Origin of the sequence: Pyrobaculum sp. (genome assembly GCF_049971835.1) — an archaeon.
Taxonomy (GTDB): domain Archaea; phylum Thermoproteota; class Thermoprotei; order Thermoproteales; family Thermoproteaceae; genus Pyrobaculum.
Map to the genome: position 1 here is coordinate 1 of NZ_JBMFKV010000049.1, position 12,599 is coordinate 12,599.

Annotated in this window: 16 protein-coding genes and 1 pseudogene; 13 read left to right on the forward strand and 4 right to left on the reverse strand. The window is 53.4% G+C overall.

Annotated elements, in window-relative coordinates:
• The 5 genes and pseudogenes from ACP5J3_RS05925 to ACP5J3_RS05945 all read left to right on the forward strand — a co-directional run.
• A pseudogene (locus ACP5J3_RS05925) lies at window positions 1-257 on the forward strand (ATP-binding cassette domain-containing protein); the annotation flags it as partial.
• Between the two features lie 2 nt (window positions 258-259).
• Window positions 260-1,120 (forward strand): hypothetical protein, encoded by an 861-nt coding sequence (locus ACP5J3_RS05930; protein ID WP_428494828.1) that lies wholly within the window; start codon window positions 260-262, stop codon window positions 1,118-1,120.
• Window positions 1,117-1,662 carry a hypothetical protein gene (locus ACP5J3_RS05935; protein WP_428494829.1) on the forward strand — a complete coding sequence of 182 codons (546 nt, stop codon included), beginning with the start codon at window positions 1,117-1,119 and terminating at the stop codon, window positions 1,660-1,662. Before ACP5J3_RS05930 ends, ACP5J3_RS05935 begins: the two co-directional genes overlap by 4 nt.
• Before the next feature lie 10 nt (window positions 1,663-1,672).
• A complete protein-coding gene (locus tag ACP5J3_RS05940) occupies window positions 1,673-1,972 on the forward strand; it encodes a transcriptional regulator (RefSeq protein ID WP_428494830.1) in 300 nt (99 codons plus the stop codon).
• 335 nt (window positions 1,973-2,307) lie between these two features.
• On the forward strand, window positions 2,308-2,835 hold the full coding sequence (locus tag ACP5J3_RS05945) for a PaREP1 family protein (RefSeq protein WP_428494831.1): 528 nt from the start codon (window positions 2,308-2,310) through the stop codon (window positions 2,833-2,835).
• Window positions 2,836-2,879: 44 nt separating this feature from the next.
• On the opposite strand, the gene ACP5J3_RS05950 is transcribed toward ACP5J3_RS05945, so the two are convergent.
• On the reverse strand, window positions 2,880-3,731 hold the full coding sequence (locus ACP5J3_RS05950) for a TSUP family transporter (RefSeq protein ID WP_428494832.1): 852 nt from the start codon (window positions 3,729-3,731) through the stop codon (window positions 2,880-2,882).
• 951 nt (window positions 3,732-4,682) lie between these two features.
• Here ACP5J3_RS05950 and ACP5J3_RS05955 point away from each other — a divergent pair.
• On the forward strand, window positions 4,683-5,027 hold the full coding sequence (locus tag ACP5J3_RS05955; RefSeq protein WP_428494833.1) for a hypothetical protein: 345 nt from the start codon (window positions 4,683-4,685) through the stop codon (window positions 5,025-5,027).
• Here the strand turns inward: ACP5J3_RS05955 and ACP5J3_RS05960 are convergent.
• Window positions 4,977-5,243, reverse strand: coding sequence for a hypothetical protein (locus ACP5J3_RS05960; RefSeq protein ID WP_428494834.1), 267 nt, complete (start codon window positions 5,241-5,243; stop codon window positions 4,977-4,979). The genes ACP5J3_RS05955 and ACP5J3_RS05960 overlap by 51 nt on opposite strands.
• 25 nt (window positions 5,244-5,268) lie before the next feature.
• Here ACP5J3_RS05960 and ACP5J3_RS05965 point away from each other — a divergent pair, with 25 nt between their 5' ends.
• The 7 genes from ACP5J3_RS05965 (at window position 5,269) to ACP5J3_RS05995 (ending at window position 9,597) form a co-directional block, all read left to right on the forward strand.
• On the forward strand, window positions 5,269-5,601 hold the full coding sequence (locus ACP5J3_RS05965; protein WP_428494835.1) for a hypothetical protein: 333 nt from the start codon (window positions 5,269-5,271) through the stop codon (window positions 5,599-5,601).
• Between the two features lie 3 nt (window positions 5,602-5,604).
• On the forward strand, window positions 5,605-5,973 hold the full coding sequence (locus tag ACP5J3_RS05970; protein WP_428494836.1) for a roadblock/LC7 domain-containing protein: 369 nt from the start codon (window positions 5,605-5,607) through the stop codon (window positions 5,971-5,973).
• Complete coding sequence (locus tag ACP5J3_RS05975) at window positions 5,973-6,458, forward strand: hypothetical protein (protein ID WP_428494837.1); 486 nt, start codon at window positions 5,973-5,975, stop codon at window positions 6,456-6,458. Before ACP5J3_RS05970 ends, ACP5J3_RS05975 begins: the two co-directional genes overlap by 1 nt.
• Before the next feature lie 1,065 nt (window positions 6,459-7,523).
• On the forward strand, window positions 7,524-7,892 hold the full coding sequence (locus ACP5J3_RS05980; RefSeq protein WP_428494838.1) for an aspartyl protease family protein: 369 nt from the start codon (window positions 7,524-7,526) through the stop codon (window positions 7,890-7,892).
• Between the two features lie 150 nt (window positions 7,893-8,042).
• Complete coding sequence (locus ACP5J3_RS05985) at window positions 8,043-8,528, forward strand: PaREP1 family protein (protein ID WP_428494839.1); 486 nt, start codon at window positions 8,043-8,045, stop codon at window positions 8,526-8,528.
• A 530-nt stretch (window positions 8,529-9,058) separates the two neighbouring features.
• Entirely contained in the window at window positions 9,059-9,184 is a 126-nt protein-coding gene (locus ACP5J3_RS05990) for a hypothetical protein (RefSeq protein ID WP_428494840.1), read from the forward strand.
• A 65-nt stretch (window positions 9,185-9,249) separates the two neighbouring features.
• Window positions 9,250-9,597, forward strand: a complete 348-nt coding sequence (locus ACP5J3_RS05995) for an NAD(P)/FAD-dependent oxidoreductase (protein WP_428494841.1) — start codon at window positions 9,250-9,252, stop codon at window positions 9,595-9,597.
• 637 nt (window positions 9,598-10,234) lie between these two features.
• Here the strand turns inward: ACP5J3_RS05995 and ACP5J3_RS06000 are convergent.
• The gene (locus tag ACP5J3_RS06000) at window positions 10,235-10,579 is read right to left on the reverse strand and encodes a DUF6955 family protein (protein ID WP_428494842.1); all 345 of its coding nucleotides are present in this window, start codon (window positions 10,577-10,579) and stop codon (window positions 10,235-10,237) included.
• Entirely contained in the window at window positions 10,576-11,943 is a 1,368-nt protein-coding gene (gene sat, locus ACP5J3_RS06005; protein ID WP_428494843.1) for a sulfate adenylyltransferase, read from the reverse strand. Before sat ends, ACP5J3_RS06000 begins: the two co-directional genes overlap by 4 nt.
• Between the last annotated feature and the right edge of the window lie 656 nt (window positions 11,944-12,599).

Consider the following 12,599-nt stretch of genomic DNA (forward strand, 5'->3'; position numbering starts at 1 on the left):
GCGAGGTTGGGCTGGTGGCTACCCACGACCTCGGCGCGTTGAGAGCCATGCCGGAGTTCGACGCGTACCTCCTAGTCGAGGGGAGGATCTACGGGCCCTTCGCCGCGGGCGAGCTCATGGAGCTGGGACTTTCAGAGGGGGTACACGGAGACGCCGCGGCGGTTCTGGAGATAGGCGGCGTGAAGTACTCTCTGCGCAGAGGCGCCGGGAGGAGGCTCGGCGACATGGCCACGATAGATATGATATACTCGGCGTGACCATGGGCTACCTAGGCTACCTCTCCAAGAGCTACCTGAGGAATAGGCAGATGCTCTTCTGGGGCCCCACCTGGTGGGCCTTCTGGATAGCGCTGGGGGCCTACGTCTACCCGCGCGGCTTCCAGCTACCGCCCTCCGCGCCCGTAGGCGAGTTCGCGAGGTCCTATACAGCTGTGTGGCTCTCCGAGGGCGTCGCCTACCTCCCCACGGTTGCGGGCGTCGGCGTCGTCGCGACCATCCTCTACAGCACCGCGGCGTATCCCTACCTCATTAGATTCGGCAGAGCCACACCACGCAAGATAACGCTGTCGCTCTTCCTGTCCGCCCTCGCGGCGGCGCTCGTCCTAGACGCTACTCTCATCGCAACGGGGGTGTTGGTGATGGCCGGCGGCCTTAGGCACAGCGGGTTCGACGTGGGTCTCCCCGATGTGCTGCCCGCCTCTCTAGTGAACGCGGTAGAGTTCGCCGGGGTCTCCGTCCTAGCCTCCGTCTTCGTAACCGCCCTCTCGACCGCGCTGGCGGCGGCCGCAGGCGCCGCGCCTAAGTACTCCAGAGCCATATCCTTCACGCCAATGTTGCTGTTCTTCTTCTTCGCCTTCTCGGCGCTCTACGGCGCCCTGCCCGAATGGCTACTGGTCTCCAGCCCCTTCTCAGCCTTGGTATACCTCGGCGTCTACGCCTATACGGGGACCGTGCCCAACGTGGCGCTCGCAAAGCCTCCCCCGCTCTCCAACAACTCCGTGCCGCTGGGGCTCTGCCTCGCCTCCGTGATCCTCTGGACCCTCGCCTTGCTGGCAGTGGCGGCCCTCGCCGTGGGGAAGATAACCTACAAACCACCGGCCGAGGAGAGGGAGGGGGCATGAGCGCCGACGTCGTTGAGAGGCCCCGGGAAATCGCGAACGCCATAGTAAAGAGAGTACTAAGAAGGGCTATGGGGCTCTACTACGTGTTGTGGTCCACATTTCCCATGAGCGGAGCACTGACCTTCGCCGCAAGCGAAGACCTTGGCGCATCCGCCACGGCGATGTACGCCGTGTTCATCGCCCTAATCGCTGTATACGTTGCCGTAACCGCCCGCATATTCGCCCTCGCCGCGAGGGCGGCCAAGCTTCAAGCCGGGAAACGCCCGGGCTGGGCCGTCTTGATCGCAGTGCTGACTTTCCTGGTAGCTTTAGCACTTCTTAGGCCGGAGGTCGGGGCGCTGGCAAACGGCGCCTACGGCACGGCCGTGGCGGCGTTCCTCTACCTCACAGTGTTCAGAGTACTAAAGCCGAGGTTCTACGACCACCTGGCGCTCCTCTCCTTCCCGATCTTGATGGCACTCAGCTACCTCTACAACGCCCTATACTTCGCAATAGGCATAATCTGGGCTTATGCAGGAGCCGCCTCCCTCTCGGAGCTCTAGAATCACGGAGTTGATAAAGTTGCTCCAGGAGGAGGACTTGACAAACTCGGTGCGTCTCGGCATACTGCTCGCCCTGTACTACGTGGACGGCTACGTCACCTTCGCCACGCTGGTCAGATCGGTGGGGCTCTCCAAGAGCACAGTCCACGGCCATCTGAAGGCCCTGGCGTCCCGCGGCCTCGTGGAGTCGCGCAAAGCCATAACCATAGCCGGCGTCAGGAGGGTCTTGAGGCTTACCCAAAGGGGGCGCCAAATAGTCGAAAAATATCTAGAGATCGTCGAGGAGCTGAAGAGGGAAGGCGGGCGGTAGGATCGCTCAGCCGTCCCGGCCTACCTATAGCTCGAAAGCCCTCAACACTTGGGTATATAGGAGGGCCCCGCCAGCGACCGCGGTGTTCGCGGCCACCTACGCATGGAAGTCTCTTTAGCAGAACGCCTAGGCCGTCAAGCTAGCTCTATCCACAGTTGACGAAAAGGCCTTAGAGGAGAGGGGGAGGGCGGTATTCGAAGCTGAAAGGCTCGCCGCGCCGGCCCAGATCAGCCCTCACCAAGATGGGTTAGGGGGGCCTATAGCCGCCTCAAGGAGCGCCGAGGGGTAGGGCGGTGGGGTTCGTCAAATTTATAAGAGGAAGCCGCGTCGGTAGCGTGGAGTTCCCAGTATTGGCTAAGCCTTGGAGAGATCCTGGGCGGTATAGGGAGGCGCGTATGAGGGAGGCTGAGATAGAGTGTAGACTAGCGCTGGAGTTCCTCTCCGGGGGCTTGGTGAGAAACGCCGCTGGCAAGGCTTTTCAGTGCTGGAAGGCGTACCTGGCGGCTCTGGCGGTGGAGGGGAGGGATATGCTGAAGGCTAGGTTCCCCGGCGTCGCTAGGTTGCGTAGGGGGGAGGAGGTGGAGGAGGTCGAGGACGTCGATGTGGTAATCGCCGTGATGCCTACTACGAGGATGGCCGAGGTCGCGGCGTTGCTGTCGCGGAGGTTCGGCGAGGAGGTGTTGAAAAACACATTTCTCGCGCTGGAGCTACATAGGTATCAATACAACGGCCCCGACCCAGAGGCCGTGATATCTAACGTGCCAGACGACTCGACGGCGGCTAGGCTCATCTGCATCTTGACGAGGGATCTGGCAATGCGTTCAGGAGATCTCAATAAGATATATGTCGACGTCTGTAAATGAGTTTTGTTTAGGAGTCTTTCCCTGACTCCCGTAGTCTCTTGAGGCTATATAGGTGAATTCTCCCCTTTGATAATTCTTGGTCTCTGAACGGTGATGTAATACCGGAGGAGTATTAGATCTGCGATGACTATGAGGGCAAAGGGTAGCCAGTGGCCCAGAGCCTCCATTAAGCCGTAGCCTATCACCCATGCGTCGAAGCTCATGGTCAGCCTCCTGAAGTCCTCAGGACGCGCCATGCGAGCTACGACTTGGCCGATAATCATAGAGGCAACGATTACGGGCGCCACGAGGGCCGCTAGGTAAACGACAGCTGGTTTAAAGACGCCTAGCGTTAAGTAGCTTATGAACGTTGCCGTGGATTCCACAGTCCTAATTACGGCCATGGCCGTCCTAAACTCTCCCTTGACCAGCCCGTTATTGTTTAGGATCATGGCCAGCGGCGGGCCCGAGATTGTGGTCACCCCGTAGAGCACCCCTATGGGAAACCCCAGAGGGGCTAATAGCCGCCAGTCACCAAGGGGCCTTCTGATGCCAGCGGCTTGGGCCAGCACCAACGGGGCTAATACAAGGAACGTGGCCAACCTGAGGAGAGATGGGTCAGCGGATTTAAGCAATAGGGCGCCCACTAAGGTGCCCGGCACGATGCCTAGACTTATAGGTAATGCTTGGCCAAGTGCCTTAGCAGTTATACTTCTCCTATCCAGATATAGCAATAATGGATTTTGCCAAAGCTCAATGAAATTTAGAAGTGGGGCGAATTGCCTATTTGTATAACCCGCTAGCAAAAGGAGCGGCGTAGATATTGAGGAGAAGCCATAAGCAAAGGCTCCCATTGGAATTGAGGCCACGGTAAATACCACGGCTAGCACTAGCAAGTCCATGCCGAAGTATTCCACGACGATGGGGAATTTGCGAAAAATAAATCTTCCCCACGTCATGAAAGTTATTCTCCCCCTAGATGACATCGCCAGTGGGGGCTAGACATCCCCTTATAGAGGAGAATAGCCCATTTCTCTATCTTACAAGTGGAAACAAATGCTTCCTCTACTTCAAGATGTCTATATCCTAGAGAGAAAAGTTACATCTACACTATACCCCTTTCAACTCTCCGGGCGTCCCGGGGGGTATGGGGCCCGGGCTGGCATTTCGGCGTGCCTCGGCGGGGCCGCCCGGAGGGTTGGCGCCGCCCCTTCGGCATCGTGTTTTAAGCACAGCTTCGCCTCCCGGAGCCCTCGCGGGAGACGGAGCGGGCTACTGCAGGCCCATGTGAGTAGAGACACCCCCTGTTTATGAATTAACGGCGGCTCTAGTCCTGGCTTCACCATTTCGCTGTATTAGTACTTAGCCTCTATCTAGAGGTAGTCTCGGTACCCCTCATTCAACTCTTTCAGTGTTGCATAATTCTACTCATGTGAATAATATCTGGAGACGCCTCACAACTCCCGCCTACATTTATTGAATCAAGAAAAAACCTCCTTTGTTAAGCCAAGGAGAATGCAGAAGTGGTAGTGAAATAAGGGAGGCCAGAGCTGTGGGGAGAGGAGGAAGCCTCTCCCGGCGCCTCTTCTGTATGCATAATATCGGCGCGTCGTCGCGATGGAACTCGAATCCTCACGCTTTATTTTTCTATTTGGCATCTCCACAATTTTGGCACGCTTATGGGGCATCTCGTGCTACATAGCCCCTCTTCTCTATACAGTACGCCATTCTACACAGTTAAGATAAGATAATACTTTTCCTATCCGCTACAGCGCCGAGCTTGATAATTGATACAGAGTTTCGTAGATGTCAGTTGTGTAGCTCTCAGTCTTTACTACTTTTTTAAATGATGCGAAATATTTTTCCCCGTGAGGCTTCGAGAGGTTCTGCAAAGAGCTTTATCTGACCACCCCGATGTTATTATCGGCATAGCTGTGTTCCATAAAAATGGCATACTTGTTGAGTCTGTGGGGTTGGAGAAAGAAGGCGCTATTTTCCTCTCCTCGGCTTTATCAAAACTTAAGTCTGGCGAAGAGGTGTTGAGAAGCTCTCTCCTTGGCGTTGACTTAATCTTTGATAAATATATAGTTGTTACAAGAAAGGGGGAGAAGGTAGCTGTTTGTATAGTCTCGCGCCCAAGCGATATAGAGCAACTGGATTACTTAGCTTTTAGGCTTATTGAGGAAATTGAAAAGGATTTTTTCGGCTTCTAGCAACGCGACGCCCACGGGCATTTCGCCTACTTTTATTACTACAATTAAATCGTCTTTAACAATTCCTACATATTTCTCGCCGCCAGTAGAGATGTAAAATTGTTTTACATTAATATGTTCTTTTGCTTTTTTAAAAAGCTGTAGTATTTTCATAAGATGCTGTTTTTCTATATGTGTTTCTAAAATAGAATCCCCTTGAATAACTGCAAAACTCATAAAACGAGAAATGAATTAAATTTATATGGTTAGAGTAGTTGTGAAATGCCCCATATGTAGCGAGGAGGTGGTAGTGGAGGCAGAGGTGAGGAGAGATTTTGAAGAATTCTGTGTCGTCCATAACGAGCATGTATTTAAACTATATCTTGATAGAGAAGGCTTTCCCAGACGCGTCTCGCCAGTGGCGGCGGCCAGAGTGGTAGGAGAGGTGGAGGAGCTTGCCGTATTTATAGGAGGAGGTAAAGCTGTGGTTATTTCTAGAGGCGAAGTGGTAATTTTTGACGCAGAGGAGATAGGCGTAGCTATTGAAATGGCGGAGAAACTAACCAATAAAAATAAATATATAAAATCTCAGTAAGCTGTGGCACTGCCTATTGAAAGTAGAATTAGAGATTTACTTTCTGAATTTTTAGCGCGTAGCGGGGGCGATGTGACGGGCGTCGTGCTTTCGCGAGGCGACGGTTTACCAGTGGCGTATGTACTGCCGACGGGAGATCCAAAATTAGTATCAGCTATGTGGGCACTGGCGGCAGGTAGCTTAAAAAGATTAGGAGAAGAGTTGAAGATCGGTAGCAGTAGATATGCCATATTGACATATGAACATAAAAACCTAATCGTATATAGAGTAAAGGATTTATATTTACTAGCCTTGGCAAATCCTAATGCAAATCTTGGATTAATACTATTAGAAATGGAAAGGCTACAGACAAAAATTTCTGAAATAATATAATGGAGTTCTTCACAGCACTTAGAAAATTATTAAAAGGCGAGGTAAGACTCGATCTGGACAGCGGCGTTATGGAGTACCGCGGAGGGAGAATCGTGGCGACGCCTGCAAGCTCCTTACTAGCATTAGTCTCAGAATTAAGAAACCTCGTGGGGGACAGTGCTGTTATTCTAGTAGAAAGACTTGGTTATGCCATGGGGAAGTCTACAAGAGAGAGTATGGGCTGGAATACACCAAAAGAAGCACTTGAAGGGCTTAGAGAAGTTGCTAAATTCGGCGGATACGGAATTGTTGAAATACATGGCGACGTAGTCGAAATGAAAAACGCCCCCGTTAGCAATTTTATTGAAGATCCTGTATTACAAGAATATGTTGCAAGATATCTCAATGGGTTTTTCAGAGGTTTATGTATAGAACCCCTAAATGTAGAATTTAGAGTTAAAGAAAAAAGTATTCGTGTTAAGTACAGATTTGAAGAGTGTCGCTAACAGTGGTATAAACCACCGCTTTTACGTAATACTTTAAACAGACAGAGATATCTCCCAAGAGCTCAGGGAGACAATTCGCAATATACATATGTTGCGCCCTTCCGCGGCGATACTCGCTAATGGAGAAAGGCCTAGGGAGGGCAAAAGTGAAAGAGCCGTTACTAGTAGCTTCAAACCTCTCCACCTACAACACGGCGAGGCATTTAGCAAGAGTGCCTCTACTCCGCCTTATCAGCTAGAAGGTAAACGTAGAGCTTAATAAAAACTTCTTCATAGATTTCGGCAATGCTAGGGCTCGCCAAGTGAGGCTCTGGGCGACTCCTCTACAGACAGCTTCTGCCTCTCCTAAGACCTGTGGATTTTTCCCTACTGTACGCCGCCTTGTTGGGAGTTCTACACGGCGTAGATCTCAGCAGGCGCGGCTCTTTGTCGCACATGCATATCTCCTTAGTAAGAGTAGGCAGAGGGCGTCGTCTATGCGTTCCGCTCTTTGAAGCAACCAGAGCATTGGTATGTATTAGGGCTTTTAGCCTACTGCGTCTCGTCTTTAGCAAAGCCTTTACTTATCTCTGCCTTGCTTGCGGCTCCCTATTACCGGTGGTAATTAAAATCCACGGACTGACGAGGCCATAAAGCGGGCCACTTGTATTATTTCTAGCCTCTTTGCTAAACTCCACGACGGGGTCCTATGCTCAGATCTATCTGCAACTTCTCCTACGCGGCGTATCTAATCCACGTTGCTACGCGTTTTTAGCAATTGCTACCATGACCGCCGGAACTACTCCACCTTACCTACTAAACAGGTTTGGATAAACTTCAACCATATATTTGCGGCTAATGGATTAGCAATTGCGGGATACTTATTAACCGCATGAGAGCTGTTACATTTCTAACTGGAGGCCGAGAAATGCTCTCTCGCCGCCTCCCCTCCCACAATGCTGAACTTGGCAGTGTGCCGCCTCAGCTAGGTATTTGGAGTAGCCGATTGGCGAGATGGTGAAAAAACACGGTAAATACGCGGCTGGGACATAGGGAAAATTTACTTTTAAACTCGTTAAAAGATTCGTGGGTCATATCTGGGTTGAGGCTATTGTTGCAAATTTAGAGGGTACGGCGCGTAGGTCTGTGAAGGCGCTGGTGGATACCGGGGCTACTTTGACCGTGTTGCCGAGGTGGCTGGCAGAGGAGCTCGGGATAAAGCCCCACGCCGTGTCGAGGGTAGAGACAGGTGCTGGAGTAATAGAAATGGAGCGGGGGAGGGCCTACGTGGAGATCGCCGGCCGCGGCGAGGTGGTCCCCGTCTTGATATCAGACGTGATTGATAAGGTGCTCATCGGAGTGACGACTCTAGAGGTGCTGGAGCTGGAGGTCGACCCAACCACCGGACGGTTGAAAGAAAGGGCGCTGATGCTGTACACCGCCGAGGCTCGGTAAGTACGCAGGTGGGCGCTTTTTTCGGCTTCGCGGGTGGGGGGCCAGTAAAGATGTGCGAAATCTAGCTAAGCACCTGCTCCACGTCAAGAGGCCCGGCGGCAAGAGGGTCGGGTGGAGCTCTGTACGAGCTTATAAAAACTGGAATATTCTGTGGATGTGGAGGCAATCTACCTACCCTCCGCGTTAGCTAGGCGGCTGAGGGCGTTGGCCGAGTCTGAGGCTGTCTCGCTTGAAGATTATCTGCTCGAAATAGCCCTCTCAAACACAGACCCCCCGGGGAGGGCTAGGGCGTACGCCGAAGTTGCCTTAGATCTGCTGAGGGCGGCGGGGGAGGAGCTGAGGGCTGGCGATTTGAGGCAGGCTAGTGAGAAGATTTGGGGGGCGGCGGCGCTGGCTGTGAAGGCCTACGCCTACTGGCGCGACGGCGTTAGACTGGCGTCACACGGAGAGCTGTGGCGCTACGCCAAGAAGATTGCCGATGAGCTGGGCAACTGGGTACACGACGCCTGGGCACAAGCAAACTCCATGCACATAAACTTCTACGAGGGGTGGGCAACCGCGGAGCAGGTGGCCGAGGCCCTAAAGCGGGTGGAGAAGCTAGTAAAAGAAATAGTCGAGAGAGTGCAAACAAGATAACTTGTTTGTATATGCAAATAGCTACGACACCACGAAGGCGTATACTTAGGGCGGCGGGCCCCGCTAGTACGAGAGGCGCCACTTCAGCTTAAACAATTGCTATACGTAAATAGCGACCGCGTAGCGGCTTGGCCAAACCGCCTTAGGAGCGATATGAATTCTTGAAAAATGACTATTGCCACAGGTATAGTGCAGAGCCACGCCTTCAAGAATACTGCCGCCTAGGCGTGGTTTTTCACCACTATTGCCAAGGGCTTTGGGGCTACTTCCTCCACCGCTCCCTTACGGCAGTTAACACGGTAACAGCCTCTAACAGCTCGCCAAATGAGGTGGAAAAAGTTATAATCTGATTAGCTGTAGTGCGCCCCTATTATACTGGGAAAAGTTGAGAATATCCGGCAGATAGACAATAGATTTGTTGTGACAATGGATAGCGGCGAGATGTTGGAAGCTGTCACGGTGATAATCGCCGTGGGGGAGCGGAGGAGGAAGCTCGGCGTTCCGGGGGAGGAGGAGTTTAACGCGAGGGGGTGAGCTACTGCGCTCCTTGCGACGCCCCTCTCTTTAGGGGCAAAACAGTCGCCGTTGTGGGAGGAGGGGTCTCGGCGGCGCAGGCCGCCTTGTTGCTTGCGGAATACGCCTCTAAGATCTACTAAGGGATAGGCTGAGGGCGAGGCCGCATTACCAAAAGCTCCTCTCTAAAAGCGGGAAGATAGAGATCTTGTGGAACCGCGTGGTGGTTGAACTCAGAGGCGATAAAATGCTTAGAGAGGCGGTAATTAAGAGAATAGACAGCGGTGAGTTAGAAAAACTGCCAGTTGACGGCATCTTCATCGAAATAGGCGCGGAGACGCCCGTGGATTTTTTCAGACGCGTCGGCCTAGAACTCACCGAAGACGGCTATGTTAAAGTAAATGAGGCCATGGAGACGAATATCCCCGGCATCTATGCGGCCGGGGACTGCACCACGGCGATGTCCAGAGGGTTTAAACAGATACAGATAGCCGCGGCGCAGGGGGCCGTAGCGGCCTACTCGGCATACAACTATATCTTGAGGTTACGGGGGTAGAAAATATCGAGAGAAGATGGAAGAAGATGTTCGAGTCTCCAGGGCGAGTCGGCATCACTGAATCAAAAGGAGTGAGTTCCTACGCACGGTCTGGTCGAGGCCGGTCCCGCCCTTGTGAGGGCTCTGATATGTGTCGATGTCCTCAATACGTATCTGGGAGGGCGCGGCGGTGGTCCTCCAAGTGAGTTGCCCATGCGCATTACGGTGCCGCTTACGCCCAGCATCTCCGTATCCCCGAGACGCCCAGAGAGCATAAAGGTAACGTGCAGTGCCGAAAAAATTTCTATACGTAGTTATTCGCCCCTTGACGTATGAGGCCGCTAGATATTATTCGATCTTGGGCGCAAGGGGTATCAGAGAGTTGAAACAAACATTAAATTATCTTAGGATTCCTGAGATAGTAACTGATATAATGGAGATGAGTTTTTGAAAGAGCTGTTCTTCGAGCCGCTGGCCGATAAGGATATCGCTTTATACAGTGTGGAATATCCACCGCAACTGGCCGGCTCGCCGCTACACGAGGCCCTCAAAAAATTCAGGGGCGCCCCCATAAAAACCGAGAAAGACGGGAAAATCCACGTATTCGTTGTGAGGCACTCGGCGTATCTAAAAAAGATGTTGCTACCCGCCCCGGGGCTCAAGGTGGAGGTACGTACTCCTTCTCTTTCCGCGCCGCTTCCTTAATGGCGTCTATTTTTTCAAACACTTTTTCAAACGCCGTCTTATCAGCCCTCTTAGTCTGGGCAATGGCGTCGAACAGCGCCTTCTTGAACGCCACTGGGAGGTCCTCGAGGAAGCCCCTGGCGTCTACCCTAGCCGAGGGGAACTCGGCAAGTATCCTCTTCGCGATCTCCTCGTCGACGTCCACCTCCAGTATCTTTATCTCCCCGCCGAACATAGACTTGAGGTTCTGGGCCAGCGGCGTGTCTTTAATAGCCTCGTAGCGCCTCTCGTCTATCAGCAACCCGATTTTGTACGTCATAGCTCCACCTCCAGCTCCTGTTCTTTAATTTTGAGGTACTTCTCCGTGACGTAGGGGTAGCCGTACACCCTCCACCACTTTACAATAACGTCGTACACCTCCGGCCTCATGACCACCTTCGGCGGCCTGAGGCCCTCTATGATGACGCCTCGGAGGAAGGAGCCGGATATCCTCTCCGGCGTGTGGCCGCAGAGGGCCACCTCCTTGTAGTCGCCGTAAGACATGCCCAGGTACGTGTACTCGCCGCACTTGGGGCAGTAGGCGAATTCGCCGAGGTTCACCGGGCGTATCTTCAGCCCCTTGTCCGTCACGTGAGGCGGCTCGTTGATGCCGTAGCTGGGGAGGCCCCGCGTCCAGAGGTACTGCGTGGCGTAGGGGTCGTAGTAGTCACCCGTGGCGGCGTGGTCCCGGCCGAACATGTGGTGCGTCGCGCCGAGGTTCTGCCTAATGATTCCGTGCAGTATCGACTCCAGCGGGTTCCCGTAGCGCATATCCCACAGAGTCATGGTAACCACGTGGCGGTCTGGGTGGAAGTAGCCGAATTTGTTAAGGGCCTCGTGGCCCTCCAGGATGGCCTCGTCTACGTAGTCCCCCGGCCTCTTGGCCCCTATAATTGCGTTTACGAGCACGGCGTCTCCCGGCCTGTCGCAACCGGCGACGAACATGGCCCTTTTCATAAGCATTTCGTGGCCTATGTGCGGCACGTTTCTCGTCTGGTGGGCAACCACGATCTTCCACCCCTTCTTAGCCACGTACTCCCGCGAGACGTGCGGCGGCATCCAAAACCTGTTGTAGGGATCTTTAAACCTCGGCGGGTTCACCACTGTGACCTTCCCCGCCAGGGCGATGGGCTTCATGGATCGGTATATCAGCCAGCCGGGGTGTTTTTCATCGAACCTCTTCTTCACCACCTCCTTGTTGCGCTCGGGGGTTCCGAAGACGGCGTCGGCGAACTCCTTGCGGTCCGGGAGCTTCCACACCTCTTCGATTTTCAACGTGGCAAACGGCTTGCCCTTGAGGGTGAGCAACACGGTGTCGCCCTCTTTAACCCCCAGCGACTTGAACCTCTCCTCATCCACGTCGAACACCAGCGGGAATGGGAAGAGCCAGCCGCTTAGGAGGCGCCTCTCCTTTAAAATATTCTCCACCTCGTTTCTCGTCATGAAGCCCTCCACGGGGCTGAAGAAGCCGTATGCGATGGACATAATCTCGCGGTAGGAGTTGCGGATCGGCGCGCCGTCCGGGCCGAGGGTCGGCTCTATCTCCAATCTGGCGAGGCCCTTCACGGCGCTCTCCGCCTTGTCTCTATCTTCTATCACATTGTAAACCAGCCGCCCGCCGTGTGGTTCAAGTGGCGCAGGCATGGCGTCTCTATGTGAAAAAATCTAAAACATTACTAACAACCGTTAGAAGATAACCTACCTACGCATAAAGACGACCTCGGAGTCCTCCACAGGCAACTCCACGAGCCTCAGCGTGGTGTCGGGCGCCAGTGATATCTAGATTTATTTCTATAGCTGAGAGGGGAGCTGGAGCGGTCTGTGGCTTAGGTTAACCTAGAGGTATTGATGTGGTGTCTAGGGTGCAGAAACGCGAGGCTAAGCGCGGGCTAATGGTTTATGAGCCGCGTGTAAGGGGCGTCCCGTCCCCGGCGTTGATGCATGCGTCGAATTCCGGCAGGAGAAGGGTGGGTTGTGGATATACGAGGAATTCGACACAGGTCTTCACGGCAAGTTTGAATCTACGCCGTATGCGGGGGCTCGGTTCCATAGGCGGCATGTAGGGTTTGTGAGCTCTCTGGGCTCCATTGGAGATGGTGTAGAATGCTTACAACACGGATTTGGAGTGTCTTAGACAATTATACACAGATCGCGAATTAACTTGTTGAGTCAGTCCAAAGGTGTGCACCATCTCTGGTTATTTCCCGTCTTTTAACTATAAATATCTGAAATTTGGGAGATTCTATGAGTGTCAGGAAGGACAGAGTAAACATAGCCGTGGCTAGGGACGTGGCTGAAGA